A 20,680-nucleotide genomic window follows, 5' to 3' on the forward strand; every position below is an offset into this window, starting at 1 on the left:
TTTTCCTAGCGGCTTCACTATTTTTATTCATTTTACCTCATTTTTAAATAGTCTCATACTTATTTGAAATGACTATATCTACGTTCTGACGGGGTTGTCACCCCGTCAATTGTTTAACTCCCCTTACTCGAAACTAAAAGATTGATGTCGATTGACGCACACCTGTATACGCAGCTTGTAAGCGACCCCAAGCCCTTCTTTAAAATTGCCGCAAAAAGCGCAAATCGCTAGCATAAACCCGGCGAATATCGTCGATTTCATAAAGTACCATTGCGAACCGCTCGACCCCAAAACCTGCCGCAAATCCAGTATATTTTTCTGGGTCTAAACCCACTCCTTTAAGAACATTAGGATCGACCGTTCCGCAGCCCAAAACTTCCAGCCATTTGCCGTTCCACTGCAAATCAACTTCGGCAGAAGGTTCCGTAAACGGAAAGTAACTCGTGCGGAAACGGATCGGCAAATCTTGCCCGAACATTTGCCGCAAAAACTCTTTAATTGTGCCTTTCAAGTCAGTAAATGTCAGACCTTCATCAATTGCTAAAAGTTCAATTTGGTGGAAGACTGCTGCGTGAGTAGCATCGACAGTATCGCGGCGGTAAACGCGGCCGGGAGAGACAATCCGAATCGGCGGTTTGTGCTGTTCCATGTAGCGAATTTGCACCGATGATGTCTGAGTCCGCAGCAACTCGCCTCCTGGCAGGTAAAATGTATCTTGCATATCCCGCGCTGGGTGGTCGGGCGGGGTGTTGAGCGCCTCGAAGTTATAATAATCTGTTTCCATTTCCGGGCCGTTGGCGACGGTGTAGCCGAGGCCGACAAAGATATCGAGAGCGCGGTCTATGACGGCGTTTAAGGGGTGCACGCGGCCTTGGGGGCGAAAAATCCCCGGCATGGTGACATCGATCGTTTCTGAGGCTAATTTGGCTTGGATTTGGGCGGTTTGGAGGGAGGCGCGCTTGTCTTCTAAATCGGCTTGCAGGGCTTCTTTGACTGTATTGGCGATCGCGCCTACTTTGGGACGCTGGTCTGGCGACAGTTTGCCCATCATGCCTAAAATTTGAGAGAGTTGGCCTTTTTTGCCGAGGTAGCCGACGCGCAACTGTTCGAGTTGTTCGAGAGTATTGGCAGTGGCGATCGCACTTTTGGACTCTTGACCGAGGGTTTCTAGTTGAGTTTCAATGTCGCTTAGCTGGACAGTCATTTTGATTTTAGATTTTAGATTTTAGATTTTAGATTGAGGGCAGTTTTGAGCCAAGCTGAGTTTAGCGCAATTTTGGTTCGACAGTCTTATTGATTTTAGATTTTAGATTTTAGATTTTAGATTGAGGGCAGTTACGGATAATTCGTAATAGGTAATTGGATGTGAGAGCGATCGGCATAGTTGAATCTAGTTTAAGATTGTTATCAGGCCTATAAAAATTTCAATGAAACTTTTAATTAGCAACGACGATGGCATCTTTGCACAAGGCATCCGCAGCCTCGCCAACGCTCTCGCCACAGCCGGTCACGACGTGAGCGTAGTTTGCCCAGACAGAGAGCGCTCCGCTACCGGCCACGGCCTCACCCTGCACCAACCAATCCGCGCCGAAATTGTCGAATCCATTTTCGATCCCTCAGTCCAAGCTTGGGCTTGTTCGGGTACTCCCGCCGACTGCGTGAAACTCGCTTTGTGGGCTTTACTGGACAAACCGCCGGATTTTGTGCTTTCCGGCGTCAACCACGGGCCGAATTTAGGCACGGACATCATCTGTTCTGGCACGGTTTCTGCCGCAATGGAAGGAATTATGGAAGGCATTCCCAGCATTGCTTTCAGCCTCGCGAGCTATACTTCCCAGGAATTTGGGCCGGCAGTGGATTTCGCTGTCACCTTGCTGTCGCAGTTGGAAAAACAGCCACTGCCCAAACCGGTGCTGTTGAATGTCAACATACCAGCAGTCACACAAGCAGAAATTACCGGAGTTGCGATCGCCCGTCAAGGCATTCGCCGCTATTTCGACATATTTCAAAAGCGCACCGATCCGCGCGGCAAAACTTATTATTGGCTGGCTGGCGAATTGTTAGAAGATGTAGAAGAAGCCTCCGATTCGGCGGTTTGGCATGATATTCCTACGGACGTACAAGCTATTCGAGATAACAGAATAACGGTGACTCCCCTGCAATACAATCTCACTTGTGCTCCCGACTTGCACTCGTTGCGGGATTGGCAATTTGAAGGTTTTCCCAAGCAGTGAGCTCCGATCGACCCGATCCGAGCGGTAAACTAGGAATTAAGGAAAAGTGCCTCTTCAGGTCTATGCCCTAGGCGTTAACGCAGGCTCTCCATTGGTTGTTGGTTTTTTACTCAATAAAAGCAGTTATGAACGCTCCCACCTATAACACTCATTCTGTCACTTGCCCGATTTGCCACCGTTCCAGCGTCGTAGGGCCAGTCGGAATGGTCAGCGGACTATTCACTTGTCCCCACTGCCATTCTCATCTGGTAATTAGTTGGAGCGGTCATTTTGTGCGCGATCCTTTTAGTCTCAAACAACTGACAGTGGGAAAAATGCTCAGGCGCGAGAGCCGGCCGTTAGCTCGACTTCAGCGGGACTTTGGGCTGGGCAAGCATTTTCCGCTGATTGCAATTTTGGGCAGTGTGGTATTTTTGGGATGTGCGCTCTCGGTTACGGAACAATCGCTGCCCCGACAGCATTCATTTCAAGGATTTTTAGAGTGGGTGAGCGGAACTGAAAATTCTCAAGATGCCTCGCGTTAACATATCTCAACATAAATTGTGACAGATACTCCGTGCAAATATCTATTCCTTTAGGTATAAATCACAATAGTTTAGCAATTGTACCAATCTCGATCGGCGGGTAGGGACTTAGGCACCGTACCCTTATTTTTGTCCGTAAAAACGTCACAACCCCAGTCCGGCAGGGGTTGAAACCCCTGCCTCAAAGGGACGCGGCGAAAGCCTTTGTCCCTGCGGCGGGGATAGACCGATAGGCGGGTGTCCTTCACAAACCTGGGATACGCTGTATCGCATCCCTCAATTTAGAAACTCAGCAATTTTTCTAACTGCTGCTTCCAAAATTGCTGGCGACTCGACTAAGGCAAATCGCACGTAGCCTTCTCCTGATTTCCCGAAACCGGCACCGGGGGAAGCTGCGACTCCTGTACTCTGTACTAGCTGAGTGCAAAATTTCACGGAATCTCGGGCCCAAGGTTCCGGCAGTTTCGCCCAGACGTACATGGTTGCTGCGGGTACAGGCACTTGCCAGCCGATGCCCTGCAAGGCGTTTACAAAGGCATCCCGCCGTTTTCTGAAGGTTTCTACGCTGGTTCTGACGGTATCTTGGGGGCCGGTTAATGCGGAGATCGCTCCGTTCAAAATCCCTCGGTATTGGTTGAAGTCTACTGCTGCTTTTACCTGTCGCAGCGCTGCAATTAGTTCGGAATTGCCGATCGCGTATCCGACTCGAAAACCTCCCATACTGTAGGATTTGGATAGTGTAAAAAACTCGATCGCCACACTCTTATCTCGATCCGCCTGAAAAATTGACGGCGCCATCAATTTGCGGTTTTCCTCGATCTCAGCAGCCTCAATTGCAGAATTGCGACCGTCAAATACCAAATCCACATAAGGGAAATCGTGAACTAAAACTAGCCCGTGTTCGCGACAAAAAGCCACGGCTTTCTCAAAAAAAGCAACAGGTGCGATCGCAGTTGTAGGATTGTGAGGATAGCTCAAAACCATCATCTTCGACTCAGCCAACACTGCTGTCGGAATATCTTCAAATATCGGCAAAAACGCATTTTCTGCTAATAGCGGCATCGGATAAATTTGACCGCCGGCCAAATGCACACCGCCCGCGTGGGAAGGATAGCCCGGATCGAGCAGCAAAGCAAAATCTCCGGGGTTGAGTACAGCTAAAGGCAGATGCGCCGTGCCTTCTTGGGAACCAATTAACGGCAGCACTTCGGTTTCTGGATTTACTGAAATCCCAAATTTTTTCTCGTACCAAATAGCTGCGGCTTCCCGGAAATCTCTTGTACCGTTAAACAGCAAATAGCGGTGGGTGCTGGAGTCCGACAAAGAATGTGCGATCGCATCTGTAATGTGAGCCGCCGCAGGCAAATCCGAAGAACCCAGAGACAAGTCAATCACATTCTGCCCCGCTGCTCTAGCTTGAGTTTTCGCCCGATCCATATCGGCAAATACATTAAATTGCAGTGGCTCTAAACGTTTGGCAAATTGCATATTTTTTTAACTTTTTGGAATTTTAAGAAATATTTTTATAGTGATAATTATTATTTAATTTTTTGCTGTGGCACTCTTATTTGCTTTGTGAATGTTTTTTTATAACCGCAGAGAGCGCAGAGGGCGCAGAGTCAATCGATTTGAGATTTGAGATTTGAGGTTAAAGAATTGAAGCCTTGACCCAGCCCAAAAACGGATACCACCCCCCGACAACAGTCGTGGAAAGATAAAAATTTTAGACCCTAGTTCAAGCTCCCAGATTTATCTGTGGAGTAAATCTCAAATCTCAAATCTCAAATCGACTGACCCCACGGATAAATTCGGGGGCTCCTTTATCGGATACAGGTTTTTTATTTCTGGACAGATGAATCCGGGGGTTTGTATCCTGGATGCTTGATTGTCACAGAGGAATATCGAGGAGAAAATAGAGATGTAAAACAAATTGAAATTGCTATAATTGTGAGTTGGGAGTTGGAAACTCCCCAATCATTTCCAAACTTTATAAGTGAGCGTCGAGCAAACCGATCAAAGTTTGTTTAGTAATAGCTCCTTCGCGAGAAAGCACTACTTCGGCATTTTTAAACAGCCTGAGAGCTGGGACTCCTTCTACTTTATACTGCTTGACAGTATTAGGATTGGGGTCAATTTCCATTTTAACCACTTTCAGACGATCGCTGTAGTTGGCAGCTACCCAGTCTACCGAAGGCGCGATCAGTTTGCAAGGCCCGCACCAACTAGCCCAAAAATATGCAAGCACTGGTTGCTCAGCTTTCAGGACTTCTGTTTCAAATTTTTCGTCGTTAATGACAATTACAGTGTTGCTCATGGTTCTGCGATTATTTTTTGTATTTATTTCTAAAGCACCGGCGGGCGTGAAACTTGCACCAACTTAGAAGACAGGCCCAAAAAACTGTTAATAATTTTAAAACATTCTGCGAATTATTGAGTGCGAACTCAGGAGTGGGAACTGATGGCTAATTCTGTATGGCGTTTAATTCCGCAGCTACAAGCATCTGGGATGTTGCAGATGGCGATCGACCAATGGCTGCTGGAACAGCATCTAGCGGGCAAAAATCCCCCAACTCTGCGATTTTACACTTGGCAACCTGCGGCGATTTCCTTGGGCTACCACCAGCGCAGGTGGCCGGAGATTTGGCAGCAGTTGTCTTGGCAGGGAATGCCTGTGGAGTTGGTGAGGAGGCCCAGCGGCGGGCGCGCCGTGCTCCACCAAGGCGATTTAACTTATGCAGTTGTGGCGTCGGGATTTGGAAGCAGCCGTATGAAAGCTTATCAGACTATTTGCGAGTTTTTGATTGAGGGTTGGAGGGCGATGGGTTTGGATTTGCAATACGGGGAAGCTGGAAGGGGTTACATTCACAACCCCAATTGTTTTGGTACTGCGACGGGCGCGGATTTAGTTACACTTGATGGCTGCAAGTTAATTGGTAGCGCGCAATTGCGACGGGGTGATGCTATTTTGCAGCACGGTTCGATGCGTTTGCAGCCGGATGTTAAATTGTTTTCTCAAGTGTTTGGGGAAGAATTAATTCCTGTGAAATTACCTCTATCTGAAGGGGGAGATGATTTGATTTCAACTGTAATTGATGTTTTGAGTGCGGCGGCTTGTCGCTGTTTTGGGATTGATTTGGAGGTGCAGCCGCTTTCGGATCGGGAATGGCACGACATAGCAGATGTTGAAGGAAGATGGAAGAAGGAAAATATATTAGATACTAGATACCTAACTTCTTGAAGAAGTCGGGTATCTCGCTAAAATCGCCAATCTAAAATTGGAAAACTCATCTATGGCTGCTGCTCAATTTCAACGATCGGCTCTTGGGCAATTTGGCCCAATTTCACAGAATATAGCAAGGTTTTCCAATCACCAGCTAAATCTGTATCATTAGGATTAGCGCGGCGAGCGGCAGCTAGGGTGCTGAGGGCATCTTGCCAAATCCCATTTTCAGCATAAATAACCGTTTTCTGGCGCGAATCTGCCCGATCTAATTGACTGCGGATATCTGCACTGAGTTCAACTCGCCGTACAACACCGCTTTCGATCTCATCGCCCGATCGGTCTTGAGAGTTGCAAATCACTGTAAAATTCCAACGGTAACTTTTGCCTGCTTCCAAGGGCGGCACATTTTGGTTAGCGGGGATACTAACGCCGATCACTCCAGATAAATTGCTAATTGTGACATCCTGTTTGTAAATCTGCTTGCCGCTAGGATCTTCTAGGGTAAATTCGGCTAATTCTGCCTTTGTTTGAGGCAAGTAGAAAAAGAATGTTGGATACTCGGAAACAGTCCGTCCGATCTTACTTTTAGGCACTAAAGCTGTGACACCTAGCTGACGAATGCTCTCGCAGCCACCGCGCAGAGGCCGTCTCGGTTGAGCGGGGGGGCGATCGTCGATATCTTCACGGGGCTCAATGAAGCGCGGCCCTCCCGATTGAGTGATTGGCTTGCCATCTATTTTTGGAGTCGGCTGTCCCACAACTGCTAATTGGGAAGCATTAAGCGTTGCTATCAATACTATTGAGCCAACTGATGTCAGATTGAGGAAAAACTTAGTAATTGTTTTCATATTAACTCCCTGAATTTTTAAAGAAAGATTCTCTCTTTTTATTTCTTTTTGCTTCCCAAAATCCGGTAGACATTAACTTTTTGTTCCCTGCCTCTTAAATGCAAAGCTCCCCAAGATTCTACCTCAAATTTGTCGGCCAGATGCAGAAAGGTTTCTTCTGCAATCAATATCCGGCAAGTGTCTTCTTGCCGATCCTTTTCACAGCTTTCGAGCCGAGAGGCAATATTTACGCTGTCGCCGATCACTCCATATTCTAAACGGGTTGAGCCTCCGAGACTACCCACCATCACAGGCCCTGTAAAGATGCCTACTCGCATGTTTACGACCGGTAAACCGCGATCGAGCCAATTTTGATTCATTTGTGGCAAGCGGGAACTGATGGCTAAAGCGCAAGATACGGCGAGGCGAGCATCTTCTGCAATTTCTTCTGGAGTGGTGCGGGGAATGGGTACGCCAAATACTGCCAGCATTCCATCTCCGGTAAATTTATTAATCACGCCTTGATGTGCTTGGACTTCTTGGGCCATTGCTGATAAATACTCATTTAACCAACTCATTACTACTTCTGGCGGTAGTTTTTCGGAGATTGTACTAAAACCCTGCAAGTCGGTGAGAACGATCGTAGCAGTAACTTTTTGGCCCGGCAATAACCCTGATTCGAGCAGGTGGACGCGCTCTTTCCACAGGGCATTGGCGATCGCCGGTGAAGTTTGTTGTCCTAATAATTTCATCACAATCCCTTGCTGTTGCCTCGACTGCTCGTACTTATAGGTAACTGCGACTCCTGCGGTGATTAAAAGTGCCAGGGTAGGGGAAATTAGAGGAATCCACCCCTGTTGCATGAAGAGGAAAAAGGTGAATCCGAATAATGAACCGCAAGCTGCGATCGCACTTCCCATCAAACTCAGCGATTTTTCTAGCCGCCAAGCTAAACAGCCGCCGACTGCGCCCCAAACAGCGATCCAGAGAATTTCTTGCCATTCGTCCCAATACCAAAATAGACCTTTCCCATCTAAAACTGCGCTGAGAATTTGGCTAGTAGCCGTTGCGTGAATGGATACCCCAGACATCGGCCGGTTTCCGTTGGCAGTAGCGCTGTAAGGGGTTAAAAAGAAATCTTTAGCAGTTAGAGCTGTAACGCCTATTAGCACTATTTTACCTTTCACCCATTGCCGGTCAACTTTTCGCTCCAAAACTTCAGTTAGTGTCACGGTTTTTGCTATATTTTCAGGAGAGCGGTAATTGAGCATGATTTGATAGCCTTGGGCATCAATGTTTTGATAACCTCCTGAGTCAGAACGCAACTTTGAAAACACTATTTTATCAGCCTGAATTTCTTCTTTTTCGGTTAATTTAGAATCAATTTTTTTGCTGTTAAAATAGGCAAAAGCTAGTCGCATAGAGAATGAAGTTAGTGTCGTTTTACCATTCTTGGCGAACATCAAATTGCGACGCAGTATACCGTCTGGATCGACGACTAAATCGTTAAATCCTACCCGCTCTTCTGGTATATTGGGAGGTGGTGGGGCTGGGTCTTGCTTAGAGTTACCGATCAAGGTAATGGGGATTACTTTGGGGTTTTTCAGTTGAGTTACTAATTCTGCATTCCCCGGTTCGTAGGGAATATTGCGAATTATATCTATGCCAATAGCTGTGGGTTCAAGACGAGCTATTTCGGAGATCGCTTTTGCTAAAGTGCGATCTGAAATTGGCCATTTTTCAATAGTATTAATATCCTGTTCTGTGATGGTCACTATCAGCAACCTGGGGTCAGGGCCCGGATCTGGCCGCAACTTCACCATCAGGTCGAAAGTATTTAATTCTAGTGGCTGCAACCCGCCTAAATGCCGCACTCCCAATAGAGTTCCCGTCACGACAATCCAGATAATAGCAAGAGGTTGCAAATCAGGGAAGGGGAAGGAATGAGTTAAGTTTTTCCAACTCCAGCCTCTCTCCTTCAACTGATGATGAAATTGATGCAAAAATTTGGGCATATTGATAATTATTTTTTCAAATTTTCTTGAAAAAATGCACCGCCTCTTAAGTTATCAAATCAAACAATTTGGGATTTTTGATTTGAGGTCGTGGAATTGGATTTTACACGATCCGCACAGATGAATCCGGGGGTTCTTCTTCTTTATAATCCCAAATCCCAAATCCCAAATTGTTTGACTAATGCCAAATTTTTAGTTTTCTTGTGCGGTTTTGGCGATCGCACTTAACTGCAATCCTTGGGGATAGCTGTTTTCTTCTTTGCTGCGCTTGATGTCGGCGATTGAAATCTGGGGTTTGAGGTATTTTGCCAAAACTTTAATCACGTCACCCCGATCGATCGTCCCCGCTACTGAACCAATCGGCGACAGGACGATGATTCGGGGGAGTTGACGGGCTTCCATGCTGTTAATTACTTCTGCTATGGATGCTTTTTCGGAGACTGTGGGGGTTTTTCCCAGGGGTTTTAAAATTTTGTGCAAAGTCTGAATTTGCCACTGACTGCGTTCTGTGAAGCGGATATCGTCGATCGACACTAAGCCCAAATCCCGCCCGTTGCTCGCAGCAATGTAAAATGGAAACGGATTGACTTCTAACAAATATCGATCGGCAAATTCTCGCAGAGTCAAATCTGCATCTACCACTCGAAAATCGCGGCTCATCGCATCGCTGGCTTTAATTTTGAGCAGGGCTTCTTGTAAGGAAGCTAAGCTGCTGTACGAAGTGGCATTGCGAATCCCAAACCCGCCGATTAGCGCAATCCACAAGCCGCCGTACTCGCGCGCTAAAAAGCATAAACTCAGACCCAAAGCAACGGCCAGCCAACCTAAAATTTGTCCGGTTTTTGCCGCCCAGCGAACTCCCGCAAATCGAGAGCCGGTGATTTTCCAAATTGCTGCTTTTAAAACTTGTCCTCCGTCCAAAGGCAAGCCGGGAATTAAGTTAAATAATCCCAAAACTAAATTAATTTCTGCTACCCTTTCTGCCACAATTGCAATCAAACTTGTCTGAGGGAGAACTTGAGAGCCTAAACCGAGTATTAAAAACAGCGCAAAGCTGACGAGAGGGCCAGCGATGGCTACTTGAAAAGCTTGACCGGGAGTTTTTGATTCCGAGTCGATCGATGCAATTCCACCAAATAAGAATAGGGTAATAGAATTAACTTTAATGCCTTGCGACATTGCCGCCAAGCTGTGCCCGAGTTCGTGCAAGAGCACGGAAGCAAACAGTAGCAGAGCTATTGCCAACCCGGCACTCCAGGAGAGCCCAGGCCCCCACAAGCGGTAACTGCTGGCGTATTGGCGGGTTGCTAGGGCTAAAATTATAAACCACGAGTAATCTATAAGTAGGGGGATGCCAAATAAAGAGCCGATTCGCCAACCTGTCTGCATGAAATTTTCCTGCCGCATGAGAGGAAGAAAGAGTTTCTATTATATCTTTTCTTCCTCTTGCCTTTCCCCTTCCCCAGATTTTTAAAGAACTCCGGCGTTTCCTAAGCCCAAGATTACTCCTGTTCCGAGCAAGTGGCCGAAGCTGGTTGTTGCCAGCAATTCTGGTATGCCGAAGCCTTTGAACATTCCAGGCACTTCAACGGGTAAAGCTGGGCCCTTGCCTCGGTTTTGCTTGTTTATGCCGTAGTAGCCGATCGCGACCGCCAGCAAATTGCATAAAATCATTGTCAGTCCTACCACTGGCGACCACTCTGGCGTTGAGGGAGTGGTGGATTGTACGGCTAACAGCAAAGATGAGTCGATCACGTTCTTATCTCCTTATTTCACAAATAAATTGATTTCCAAGATTATAAAAAACGGTTTGCATTAAACTAAGATTTGTTTTAATAGTTAACAATTCGTTGATATTTTGATACAAATTCGGAACGGAGGACTGGGAGTGCGGGTTAAAATTTGCGGAATCACTAAATTAGACCAAGGAATTGCGATCGCCCGCTTGGGAGCCCAGGCTTTGGGGTTTATCTGCGTGCCGGCTTCCCCCCGCTATGTCACCCCAGAAACAATTCGCCTGATTGTCGAGCAGTTGCCGGAAAATGTCGATCGCATCGGCGTTTTTGCGAATACCACAATAGAAAACATCTGTCAAGTAACGGCAGAGTCAAATTTAAGCGGGGTGCAGTTACACGGAGATGAAACAGCGGAATATTGCGATCGGCTGCGCGAGTTTTTGCCGGGAATTGAAATTATCAAAGCTTTGAGAGTTAAGACTCCTGAAACTCTAGAGACAGCGGCTATTTACGCTGTTCGTGTCGATACTTTACTGCTGGATGCTTACCATCCCAATCAACTCGGCGGTACTGGCAAAACCATCGACTGGAGGATGTTAGCAGATTTTAGACCGCAGTGTCCTTGGCTGCTGGCGGGCGGTTTAACCGCAGATAATATTTTAAATGCAATTGATAGCGCGATCGGCTATAACTTCAGCGGTGTTGACCTTTCTAGCGGCGTAGAAATAGCGCCGGGAGATAAAGATTTGACCAAAGTTGCTCGGTTGTTCGCTCAATTAACTCAATTCGCCGGTCATTGCTAATTGGTAATACCAAATAGCCGCACTTTTTATCGGATTCATTCTTTAGTCTGCGTGGGCGAAGCCTGCCGTAGACTGGGCAGACTTCGTTTGTATAGTAGCGGTTGCAACCCCTGTTTTTTCCCTTTATTCTTTTACCGCCGGATCTCAAAAGTGCGTGAAGCCGAGCTATCCCTTTCCCCGCAGGGGTTCCCGTTCCCCGTAGGGTCGGGTAGGGCATCGCTCTCCGGGTCTTCGTATTCCAAAACCAACTCACTCACCCTAGCACCAGTGGGGCCGCGGCGGCACCAACCAATCATTTTTTCAACAGCTTTTTTGTCTCCTTCAAATACAGCCTCGACGCGGCCGTCGGGGAGATTTCTTACCCAGCCGCCCAGGCCGAAATACTTTGCTTGATTCCTTGTTGAATATCGGTATCCTACTCCTTGAACTAATCCGGAAACAAAAACCCGGACTCTGACGGGCGGGGGTGATTGGTTTTGCATAAACGGTTCAACTTACGGTTAACATCTGTTTGAAAATTTTAAGGATCGGTTTGATTATGTTAAATTTTAGTGCGATTCCCTTCGGGATAGCTCCGCTTCACGCGCTGCTGGGATTGCTAGTACGCCGCGTCACCCTGGCTTTTTCAACTATTCCCGATTTCACTGATTGGCTGGTTGCAGTTACGATCGCGCTGGTTTACACTTCGATCGCCTTTCCTGTCGGTTTTTGGTCGGGATTTCTGAAGGTAGATCTGCAAACCGATCGGCGTACAATTGTGGGAGTGCTCGTTGGCTGTTTGTTCAGTCCGGGGCTCACCGAGGAAGTATTTTTCCGCGTGTTAATGCTGCCGCACCCGTTCGAGAAGGCTTCTGGCTTAATTCTGTGGTTTTGGGGATGTGCGAGTTTGGCGGTTTTTGTAGTTTACCACCCGCTGAACGCGCTGACTTTTTACCCGGTTGGTCGATCGACCTTTATGAATCCAGTGTTTTTGCTGCTGGCGGCAATTTTGGGAGTTGCGTGCTCTATCGCATACCTACAAAGCGGTTCTATCTGGCCTGCGGTAGCGGTTCACTGGGTCGCAGTGACAGCCTGGCTGCTGCTATTGGGCGGTTACAGGAGGCTGTATGGTTAAATGTAAAAAGTCCAGCATCACTATTTTGTCAGGAGGAGATTAGTCGTGGGTATCATAGGAGCGATCGTAGGTTTTTTGGCAGGGATAGCAGTTGCTTACTGGTTAGTAGAAAAGCGCTTAAACAAGCAAAAGCAAGAATACTTGCAGCAAACTCGCAGAATTACTGAGGAAATAGAAATAGCTCAGATGTCTCGCGTGCAACAAGCTGTCGAATCTCAGCAAGGAGAACGGGAAAATCAGCTTAGAAAAGCTACTGCCGAACACGAAAATTTACTCAGACAAGTTACTAACCAATACGAAAATCAGCTCAAAAAAGTTGCGGCTCAATACGAAAATCAGATCCAACAACTTCAGGCAGAACGCGACAGTCAGCTCCAACAAGTTGCCAGCGTAGACGAGCATGAGCTGCGGCGACAAATCAGCGAGGAGTTAGAAGCCGCTAACAATGCAAGGCTTCAGGAAAATATCCAATCTTTGCAAGCAGAACACGAACATCATTTACTTAGAGTTGCTGACGAATTGCATCATAATTATCAAGCTCAGATGGAGCAACATTTGCAAAACTTGCAAAATGAACACGAAATTCGCTTGAGGCAAACTGCTGAGGAATATGAGAACCGCGAGGTTGAGATGCAGTTAAATATGGAGGCTTTGCAACAGCAATACGAGAGTCAGTTGCAAGCGGCTCACGAGCAGTTGAGAGCTCACGAAGCTCAGATGCAAGCAACTATCAGGTCTTTGCAAGAGCAGTACGAGAGTAACGTACAACAACAAGAAGTCCCGGAGCAGCAGTTCAGTCAGTTAAATTCAACAGAATTTGGAGAATATTTACCACAACAAGAAGTTTGGCAGGAACAGTCAAGTGAGTTAAATCAAACAGAAGTTGAAGAAGAGTTAAATTACACAGATTTTTCGGAACCACAACCCATTGATTTACATCAACCACCAGTCGAACAACAGCTTCCAATTACCAGACAAGCACCAAGCTATTCCCTACCGCAGTTGATGGGATGTGTTCAAAGTCAGGACAAAGAAACTCGCAAGTTTGCAGCGTCTGCTTTGGGTAAAATGGCTGCTGCTAATGCTCTGAGAGCAGAAGGTCAGCGAGCAATAGAAACCTTGGGAAAATTAGCTCAAGATATTCACCCGGAGGTGCGCGGATCTGCTGTGGAAGCGCTAGCCATGATTAAGTCTGAAAAAGTGATTCCGCTGTTGCAAAAAGCTTTGCGAGATACCGATAGCGGTGTGGCTAAATCGGCAAGTGCTGCCCTCAATAAGTTTAAGTTTTATCCGCGCACTCCGGCCGCTAAACCGAAAAATGTTGATGTGAAAAAGCCTCAGCGTTAAGCAGTTACTAGGATAAAGATAGCAATTCTCAATTGTTCACACAACACAGTAGGGATACAACATTGTTGTGTCCTTACCGAGGTGCTGTATTGCACTCAATTTCGCTGACTGCCACAAACATACAGTCAACTCTTTGGATGTTGGGTGGGGAACGAAATCAAACTCAATTATTCGATCGACAACTCGCCCAATTCTTACCAGAGATAGCAGATACCCCGCTGTTTAAAACCGCAAGCTGAAACCTTTTTTAGCAACTGGCGATTGAAATCGCTTCTTGTATCTTCACGCATCCTGTGGGGGCGGGTTTTACCAATTATCTATGCCAGAAACCAACAATATAATAAACCCGCCCCCACTTGGGCGGCAAATCCGAATCTACATTTTTTGGATTCGCTCGAATATCAGGTTAATCTGGGTTATCGGTTGTGTGGGGGCGGGTTTACAAGATTGTTTGCGGTTATCAAATATTGTTGGTAAAACCCGCCCCTTGTATCTTAAAAGAGTGAGCTAGCCGATCGCCACATCCATAGAGCGATCGAGCTGACAATCGGACGATCGAGCTGACAATCGGACGATCGAGCTGACAATCGGACGATCGAGCTGACAATCGGACGATCGAGCCGACAATCGGACGATCGAACCGACACTCAGGCGATCGAACCGACAATCGGACGATCGAACTGAGCGACGAAGTGAATCTAAAGAAACAAGGAAAGTTTTGTAGAAAAGGTTCTGTAACAGGCGAAAGTGCTGGCTATAGGACATCAGCAATCGGTGAAGTTGGCCCGCCCCTTAGACTGTATAAGTCTGTTGCGTAGATAAGCTCCCATTACTGATGACAGGCGCACATTAAACTGGACAGTATCTTAGGCTCTCGATCATCTGATCGAGAAAGCCTGCATTCACAAGGCTAGTATTCAATTGCCTGTCATGTTCTTTAATAGAAAGGAGTACCGAGGGAGCAAATAATGACACCAACAGTCTTAGGCATAGACATCAGTAAAAAAGACTTTTATGTCTCATTACTGACAGAAATTCGTGCAACTAAACCCAAAAAGTTTACGAATAATATTCAAGGGTTTGAGAGTTTACATAACTGGCTCAAACAACAAAGTGTAGTCGAACTTCATGCTTGTATGGAAGCTACTAGCATCTACGGCGAAGCCTTAGCCGAATTCCTTTATGGGGAAGGCTTTCAGGTAAGTATTGTTAATCCAGCCCGGATTAAAGGGTTTGCCAAAAGCGAACTTTTGAGAACTAAAACAGACTCCGTAGATGCCGCATTAATTGCCCGTTTTTGTGCGGCAATGAAACCATCATTATGGACACCTACAGCCCCCGAAGTCAAGGAATTACAAGCCCTGTTACGGCGGCTCGAATCAGTCACAGAAATGATGACGAGCGAACAAAACCGTTTGGAAACAGCTACGCCCACAGTTGCTGCCCTTACCCTGGAACATTTGGACTATCTCAAACAGCAACAACAACTAATCAAAAAACTGATTAGTGACCATTTTGACAAACACCCCCACTTAAAACAACAGCGCGAGCTGTTGACTTCAATTCCTGGCATTGGCGATTTAACAGCTTCTATATTATTAGCTGAAATTGGCGATGTTTCTGATTACGATAATGCTCGTCAATTAGCAGCCTATGCTGGTTTAACACCGAGCGAACGTACTTCTGGGACTTCGGTTAAAGGCAAAACTCGTTTGTCTTGTACGGGTAATGTCCGACTGCGAAAGGCGTTGTATATGCCAGCGGTAGTGGCGATGCGTCATAACCCTTTGTTGAAAGCTATGAGTGAGCGATTATTGGGTCGTGGCCGGCGTCAAAATGCAGGTGATTGGTGCTTTGATGCGGAAATTGGTGCATTTGGCTTTTGGTATTTTAAAGTCCCAAAAGCCTTTCGATCCTAATTATGCGATCGCCACCCCTTGACTTGTCTAGACAGTATCTACAGTTAACTCGTGACTGAGGACTAATTTAAAATCGCTGTTTTGTACCGAGTATAAATTTGATGTCGCCGGAGTCGCTAACACCCACATCTAAGCGAATTAATCCAAAGGGCGATCGCACCCTCACACCCACCCCAACACCCGCCCCCGTCCCCGGTTTGTCCCTGACTACCGCCGGTTTCCCGAGTACGCTATCTCCCGTTCCCAAATCCGACGCAAAATCAACAAATATCACGCCGCCAACATCCTGACCCACAGGAAACCGATATTCACCGGAAGCCAAAAAATAACTCCGGCCGCTGCCAATATCCCCGCCGTCGTAACCCCGCACGGAATTGCGGCCGCCGAGGCGAAAAGCTTCCGTTGGTGGCAAATCCCCGATTACCGTCCCCGCTTGCAAGTTAAAAGCCAGCATTTCGGGCAAGGCTTCGGATTCGCTGATGCCCAACAAAGTTACTGGTACATACTGTATATAATTTGCCAACAGCCTGTTACTCACAATGTTGCCTCGCCCCAGTGGTATCGACTGCTCGGTGCTGAGGCTGAGAATCGAGCCGCTGGTAGGGTTGAAGGGATTGTCCCGCCGATCGAGGATTGCGCCAAAAGAAACTGTGTATAACTCGTCAACGCCGCTGCCGCTGAATGTGAGAGGATTTCCGAGTTCGTCGCGGCGGGCGATATTTAAGTTGCGATCGCGCGTGCTGATATTTGTATAATTCAGCCCCAAAGTCGATTGCCAATCGCCCAAAGGTCTGGTAAACCTGAGATTTCCCCCCACCCGAATTTCCCTTACCCGGTCTCCGTTGGGCAAATCAATATCTTTGTTGAAAATTTCCGATATTCTGCGATCGCCAAAAGCTCTCACACTGTATCCCAAACGGTCTTCGGCGGCAACGTAAGGGCTGACAAACTGGACATCGTACTGGATACCTCGGAGGCTGGGCTGAAGTTCTACCGCCAGCCGCTGCGGGGTTGTTCCGAAAGTTCGATCGGTATATGAAAGAGGAACAGCAACGCCAACATCATCACTAAGAGTGGCACTCACGCTAAAAGAGCGAGCCGATCGCTCTTGAACGTTGTAGATTACATTAACATCCGTGCCAACTTCTTCGATCGAAACCGTCACTTTGTCAAACAACCCCAATTGGTGCAACTGCTGCAAATCCGATCGTACAACTTCCCGGCTGTAGTTATCCCCCGGCTTCAGTTTGAGCTCACCTCGGATAAAATCTTCCGAAATTCTGCCCTCAATTGGATTCCCTTTTTTATCGACAGCTTCCCCTCGGGAATTGACAAAGCGAATTTTCACCTCTGCCACGTAAATGCCTTCAGCATTGCCCGCTTGACTGATTTGTAGAGTACCGCCTAGCTGTCGGGCGTTGCTGTTTACTGCTTCGGGGATTTCGGCGTTGGTCGCGATCGTCGCCGGAGTTTTTAACACAGATGTAAAATCTTTATTGTGGCTGGACTTGAGTGAGGGCGATTCCCTTGGGGATAGCTGCGCTGCGGGTACTTCAGCCAACATTCCTGTGCCACCAAACAATTCATCTCTTGTGGAGGAACGGGCATCTTGCCCGTTCTTGACAGATGCTGCACCGTTCTTGAGAGATGCTGCACCATTTTCAATCAGCTTTTGATCGACAGGCAAGATGCCTGTTCCACACAACAATTCATCTCTCGCTTCACGGGCATCTTGCCCGTTCTGGAGAATGGTGTCAGATGTGAGACTCACCTCATCCTCCTCCCTCTGTGGCCTTGTGGGACAGCCGTCTCGCCTGTCAATTTCTGCGGTTCCCTCTCTCAACTGGGCCTCAGTAGGTGCGGCACTCGGATCGATTGCCCCCGCTGCCAATTCGCCGCCAGCCAGCGCCGCCAAAGTCAAAAATGCAATAATCGGAATTCGCATAGACATTAAATTTAAAGCACACCCAACGCATATTACCCAAAACCGTGCCCCCTGCATAATTAGCCGAAAAGAAACCCGGTATTTTTGAGGCTACCGGGTTTCTGCGATGCTGAAATGTGAGAAAGTTCGATCGACAGCGGGCGATCGTAAAATTTGTTTAAAGAGCTTGTCGAGAAACTCGTTTCTCAAAATGAGCCTGAGTCTGCTGCAAAAGTTGTTCGCGACTGTCCTTAGCGGTGGTAATGGTAGGGAGCAAGTTGCGAGCTTGTAACGTCATGTGAAGCTGTAGGTGTGCTACGTACTCACTGACATCTTCGCGAAGAGAGCAAGCCGGGTACTGTTTTAAAGTAGAGTTCAAAGTGTTCTCCTGCTTTGAGTTTGCAGTATTTTCTAATAATCATAGAGAGTATCACGGTCTATTTCTAATTGTGTACTCCGTAATGAAGTTTAACCTTTGGACTGCTGTTTTGTTACAATACTTTACAAATCTCTCTTGCCTATCAGGAGTCGATCTCCAGACAGTCTCAAGTAGTTGCAGGACAAAATCACACCTTAAGTACATTTGTGAATCGCACCGCCCAAACAGCAGCCTATCTCGACATCGGGTGCGGCAGACCCTTATTGATGCTGCACGGTTTCTTAGGAGAAAAGACTTGCTGGCTGCCATTAATTGAGTTATTGCAATCTCAGTTTCGGCGCATCAGTTTAGATATCTTAGGTTTTTGAGAATCCAGCAAACCAGAAATGCGCTATGACGTAGCTGTAGAAGTTGCTTTTGTCCGCCAAGTTGTTGCACAACTAAATATTGAACCTTGCTGCATCATCGGACATTCTTTTGGGGGTTGGGTAGCATCTGCATATTCCCTAAAATATCCTAATTCTGTTAGCAGTTTAGTGTTAGCAGCACCGGCGGGAATTCGGGACGACACTTTTTGCGGTCAATACGATGCTTTGCGGCCGCTGTTGTGGGAAACCCCAGCCGTGGATTGGGCCTTGCAGTTGGCAAAAGCTTTTGCTAGTTTAGCGGGAAAAAGTGATAAAGCAGCAAATTTCGGGCTGGCGCAGGGAGTTAATGTCTCAACCAGTAGCAAGGTCATTTTTAATGAGCCGGATGCGGCCGGAAGACGCAGTTGATACAGTAGAAAAAGAAATTTACAAATTGCAAATTCCTATCTTAGTCATCGCCGCAGATAGTGACGAAACAATTCCTCTATCGCACTGTCAAACCTACGCTAACGAGATACCGGGAGCCTAGTTAGCAATTATTCCCAATGCTGCTCACGGATTTCCACAAACTAAAGCTGAACTTATGGCGAAGTTGATTTGTAAATTTTTGAATAATTAAGAAAAACTGTGCAACAAGCCGAATCATAAAAATTGTGATAAGCTACCAATTGAAAATAATTGTGTTTTAGGATACTAATTTAGTAAGAAATACAGAATATATTGTTTAGTGTCTTGTACAATTTTTTATTATGGCTCTTAAATCTTGTGTCAGCAGGAGCTACAGACATTTAGTTGAGTCGGGGATATTACCAATGGCGGCAATGAGGAACTATTTTAATCTGGAAGAAATTACGACAGCCAGAAAAATTAGTGCTGCGGTAATTAATATCAGCGGCCGTCAGCGAATGCTTTCCCAACGCACGGCTTTTTTTTGCATGAGGTTAGTTTGTTCTCAGAATGGGGTAGAAAAAGCCAAACTGCGGGGAAATTTGTTAGAGGCGATCGAGCTTATGGAAAAATCGCACCGCGACTTAATTAATACTGAAAGCAGCATCAACTTATTGAGTCCCCCTTCAGCCACTGTCAAGGCAATGTATTTTGAGGCACCGCTGTATCTAGACAAACAAATCCGCGAATATATCGATCGAATTAAAGCACTGGTGCAAGTTCCAGATTCCGAACTCCGGCTGGAAAATCCCCATCTGCTGTACATTGTCGAAGCTGCCAGCGGCGAATTGCTAGAAGCTTTCGATGCCGTGGTGAGTCAATACCAGCAAGAAAGCGAGATCGAACAATTTGAAGTCGACCTCAAACAGGTTGAACTTTATCAAGAAAGTTGTGCTGCTACCGCGAAAGCGGAAGCTCAAGCGGCCCAGCTCGATCGCGCACTTTGCGAACTCAAACAAACTCAAGCTCAACTCCTCCACAGCGAAAAAATGTCTTCGCTGGGAGCGCTAATGGCTAGTATCGTCCACGAAATTAATAATCCAGTTAGTTTTATTTACGGCAACTTGAGCCATGCCGAAACTTATACTCAAGATTTACTACACCTGCTGCATCTCTATCGACAATACTATCCCAATCCCTGTCCAGAAATTCAAGCTCAAATCGAAGAGATGGATTTTGATTTTCTAGTTGAAGACTTGCCTAAAGTTATGTCTTCCATGCAAATTGGTTCCGATCGCATTCGCGAAATAGTAAAATCTATGGGCAACTTTTCGCGAACGGATAACAGTAACATGACGCTGTGCGATTTGGAAGACAGCATTGACAGTACCGTGTTAATTTTGCGAAACCGTCTCAATTCTCAAATAGACCGTCGCGAAATTCAAATAGTTAAAAAATATGGAAAATTGCCTGCTGTCGAGTGTTATGCCGGACAGCTAAATCAAGTATTTATGAATATAATTAGCAACGCGATCGATGCTTTGGACGAGGCAGCAGAAAATCAGCCCAATGCAACACTAAAAATTTCTATCAGCACAGAATTAGCGGGTTCAGATCGCGTGAGAGTGCGGATTTCTGACACGGGGTCGGGAATGACAGCACAGATCAAAGAACGAATGTTCGAGCAGTTTTTCACCACCAAGGAAATCGGTAAAGGTACTGGTTTAGGATTGTCTATTGTCTACAAAATCTTAGTAGAAAATCACGGAGGAACGATCTGGTGCGAGTCTGAACCGTCCAAGGGAACCGAGTTTATCATTGAACTGCCGATCCAGCAAAATTAAGCAATTTACTAAGATCGAAATTTATCTATTTTAACT

At 46.6% G+C, this 20,680-nt stretch carries 22 protein-coding genes; 11 read left to right on the top strand and 11 right to left on the bottom strand.

Annotated features, from left to right (window positions below; genetic code table 11):
• Positions 1 to 199 precede the first annotated feature (199 nt).
• Positions 200 to 1,204: a phenylalanine--tRNA ligase subunit alpha gene (gene pheS, locus QUA80_RS20900; RefSeq protein WP_333427008.1), complete on the bottom strand. Its 1,005-nt coding sequence runs from the start codon at positions 1,202 to 1,204 to the stop codon at positions 200 to 202.
• Between the two features lie 223 nt (positions 1,205 to 1,427).
• On the opposite strand from pheS, the gene surE reads away from it, so the two are divergent.
• Both surE and QUA80_RS20910 read left to right on the top strand, forming a co-directional pair.
• On the top strand, positions 1,428 to 2,234 hold the full coding sequence (gene surE, locus QUA80_RS20905; protein ID WP_333427009.1) for a 5'/3'-nucleotidase SurE: 807 nt from the start codon (positions 1,428 to 1,430) through the stop codon (positions 2,232 to 2,234).
• Positions 2,235 to 2,359: 125 nt separating this feature from the next.
• Positions 2,360 to 2,758: a hypothetical protein gene (locus tag QUA80_RS20910; RefSeq protein WP_333427010.1), complete on the top strand. Its 399-nt coding sequence runs from the start codon at positions 2,360 to 2,362 to the stop codon at positions 2,756 to 2,758.
• A gap of 276 nt (positions 2,759 to 3,034) precedes the next feature.
• Here the strand turns inward: QUA80_RS20910 and QUA80_RS20915 are convergent, their stop codons facing one another.
• Together QUA80_RS20915 and QUA80_RS20920 are read right to left on the bottom strand one after the other, a co-directional pair.
• Positions 3,035 to 4,246, bottom strand: a complete 1,212-nt coding sequence (locus QUA80_RS20915) for an LL-diaminopimelate aminotransferase (protein WP_333427011.1) — start codon at positions 4,244 to 4,246, stop codon at positions 3,035 to 3,037.
• A 499-nt stretch (positions 4,247 to 4,745) separates the two neighbouring features.
• Complete coding sequence (locus QUA80_RS20920) at positions 4,746 to 5,072, bottom strand: thioredoxin domain-containing protein (RefSeq protein ID WP_333237899.1); 327 nt, start codon at positions 5,070 to 5,072, stop codon at positions 4,746 to 4,748.
• A 144-nt stretch (positions 5,073 to 5,216) separates the two neighbouring features.
• Here QUA80_RS20920 and QUA80_RS20925 point away from each other — a divergent pair, with 144 nt between their 5' ends.
• Positions 5,217 to 5,996: a biotin/lipoate A/B protein ligase family protein gene (locus tag QUA80_RS20925; protein ID WP_333427012.1), complete on the top strand. Its 780-nt coding sequence runs from the start codon at positions 5,217 to 5,219 to the stop codon at positions 5,994 to 5,996.
• 50 nt (positions 5,997 to 6,046) lie between these two features.
• Here the strand turns inward: QUA80_RS20925 and QUA80_RS20930 are convergent, their stop codons facing one another.
• From QUA80_RS20930 to psaK, 4 genes are all read right to left on the bottom strand, one after another.
• Entirely contained in the window at positions 6,047 to 6,829 is a 783-nt protein-coding gene (locus QUA80_RS20930) for a DUF928 domain-containing protein (protein ID WP_333427013.1), read from the bottom strand.
• Between the two features lie 38 nt (positions 6,830 to 6,867).
• A complete protein-coding gene (locus tag QUA80_RS20935) occupies positions 6,868 to 8,823 on the bottom strand; it encodes an adenylate/guanylate cyclase domain-containing protein (protein WP_333427014.1) in 1,956 nt (651 codons plus the stop codon).
• 192 nt (positions 8,824 to 9,015) lie between these two features.
• Positions 9,016 to 10,212, bottom strand: coding sequence for a site-2 protease family protein (locus QUA80_RS20940; protein WP_333427015.1), 1,197 nt, complete (start codon positions 10,210 to 10,212; stop codon positions 9,016 to 9,018).
• 81 nt (positions 10,213 to 10,293) lie between these two features.
• Entirely contained in the window at positions 10,294 to 10,578 is a 285-nt protein-coding gene (psaK, locus tag QUA80_RS20945; protein WP_333427016.1) for a photosystem I reaction center subunit PsaK, read from the bottom strand.
• Positions 10,579 to 10,711: 133 nt separating this feature from the next.
• On the opposite strand from psaK, the gene QUA80_RS20950 reads away from it, so the two are divergent.
• A complete protein-coding gene (locus QUA80_RS20950) occupies positions 10,712 to 11,362 on the top strand; it encodes a phosphoribosylanthranilate isomerase (RefSeq protein WP_333427047.1) in 651 nt (216 codons plus the stop codon).
• Between the two features lie 131 nt (positions 11,363 to 11,493).
• Here QUA80_RS20950 and QUA80_RS20955 read toward each other — a convergent pair whose 3' ends face one another.
• Complete coding sequence (locus QUA80_RS20955) at positions 11,494 to 11,844, bottom strand: acylphosphatase (protein WP_333427017.1); 351 nt, start codon at positions 11,842 to 11,844, stop codon at positions 11,494 to 11,496.
• A gap of 56 nt (positions 11,845 to 11,900) precedes the next feature.
• Here QUA80_RS20955 and QUA80_RS20960 point away from each other — a divergent pair, with 56 nt between their 5' ends.
• Positions 11,901 to 12,476: a CPBP family glutamic-type intramembrane protease gene (locus QUA80_RS20960; RefSeq protein ID WP_333427018.1), complete on the top strand. Its 576-nt coding sequence runs from the start codon at positions 11,901 to 11,903 to the stop codon at positions 12,474 to 12,476.
• A gap of 45 nt (positions 12,477 to 12,521) precedes the next feature.
• A complete protein-coding gene (locus QUA80_RS20965) occupies positions 12,522 to 13,823 on the top strand; it encodes a HEAT repeat domain-containing protein (RefSeq protein WP_333427019.1) in 1,302 nt (433 codons plus the stop codon).
• 507 nt (positions 13,824 to 14,330) lie between these two features.
• Here the strand turns inward: QUA80_RS20965 and QUA80_RS20970 are convergent.
• A complete protein-coding gene (locus QUA80_RS20970; RefSeq protein WP_333427020.1) occupies positions 14,331 to 14,588 on the bottom strand; it encodes a hypothetical protein in 258 nt (85 codons plus the stop codon).
• A gap of 203 nt (positions 14,589 to 14,791) precedes the next feature.
• Between QUA80_RS20970 and QUA80_RS20975 the strand changes: the two genes are divergently transcribed.
• Positions 14,792 to 15,742 (top strand): transposase, encoded by a 951-nt coding sequence (locus QUA80_RS20975; protein WP_333427021.1) that lies wholly within the window; start codon positions 14,792 to 14,794, stop codon positions 15,740 to 15,742.
• 67 nt (positions 15,743 to 15,809) lie between these two features.
• On the opposite strand, the gene QUA80_RS20980 is transcribed toward QUA80_RS20975, so the two are convergent.
• Both QUA80_RS20980 and QUA80_RS20985 read right to left on the bottom strand, forming a co-directional pair.
• Positions 15,810 to 17,693 carry a BamA/TamA family outer membrane protein gene (locus QUA80_RS20980; protein ID WP_333427022.1) on the bottom strand — a complete coding sequence of 628 codons (1,884 nt, stop codon included), beginning with the start codon at positions 17,691 to 17,693 and terminating at the stop codon, positions 15,810 to 15,812.
• Positions 17,694 to 17,844: 151 nt separating this feature from the next.
• Positions 17,845 to 18,045, bottom strand: coding sequence for a hypothetical protein (locus QUA80_RS20985; RefSeq protein WP_332959381.1), 201 nt, complete (start codon positions 18,043 to 18,045; stop codon positions 17,845 to 17,847).
• 206 nt (positions 18,046 to 18,251) lie between these two features.
• On the opposite strand from QUA80_RS20985, the gene QUA80_RS20990 reads away from it, so the two are divergent.
• The 4 genes from QUA80_RS20990 to QUA80_RS21005 all read left to right on the top strand — a co-directional run bounded on the left by QUA80_RS20990 (position 18,252) and on the right by QUA80_RS21005 (position 20,644).
• Positions 18,252 to 18,413: a hypothetical protein gene (locus QUA80_RS20990; protein ID WP_333427023.1), complete on the top strand. Its 162-nt coding sequence runs from the start codon at positions 18,252 to 18,254 to the stop codon at positions 18,411 to 18,413.
• Positions 18,414 to 18,431: 18 nt separating this feature from the next.
• Positions 18,432 to 18,821, top strand: a complete 390-nt coding sequence (locus QUA80_RS20995; protein ID WP_333427024.1) for an alpha/beta fold hydrolase — start codon at positions 18,432 to 18,434, stop codon at positions 18,819 to 18,821.
• The gene (locus tag QUA80_RS21000; protein WP_333427025.1) at positions 18,790 to 18,942 is read left to right on the top strand and encodes a hypothetical protein; all 153 of its coding nucleotides are present in this window, start codon (positions 18,790 to 18,792) and stop codon (positions 18,940 to 18,942) included. Before QUA80_RS20995 ends, QUA80_RS21000 begins: the two co-directional genes overlap by 32 nt.
• A gap of 220 nt (positions 18,943 to 19,162) precedes the next feature.
• Entirely contained in the window at positions 19,163 to 20,644 is a 1,482-nt protein-coding gene (locus tag QUA80_RS21005; RefSeq protein ID WP_333427026.1) for an ATP-binding protein, read from the top strand.
• The last annotated feature ends 36 nt before the right edge of the window (positions 20,645 to 20,680 follow it).

Source organism: Microcoleus sp. F4-D5, from assembly GCF_036704885.1.
Lineage (GTDB): Bacteria > Cyanobacteriota > Cyanobacteriia > Cyanobacteriales > Microcoleaceae > Microcoleus.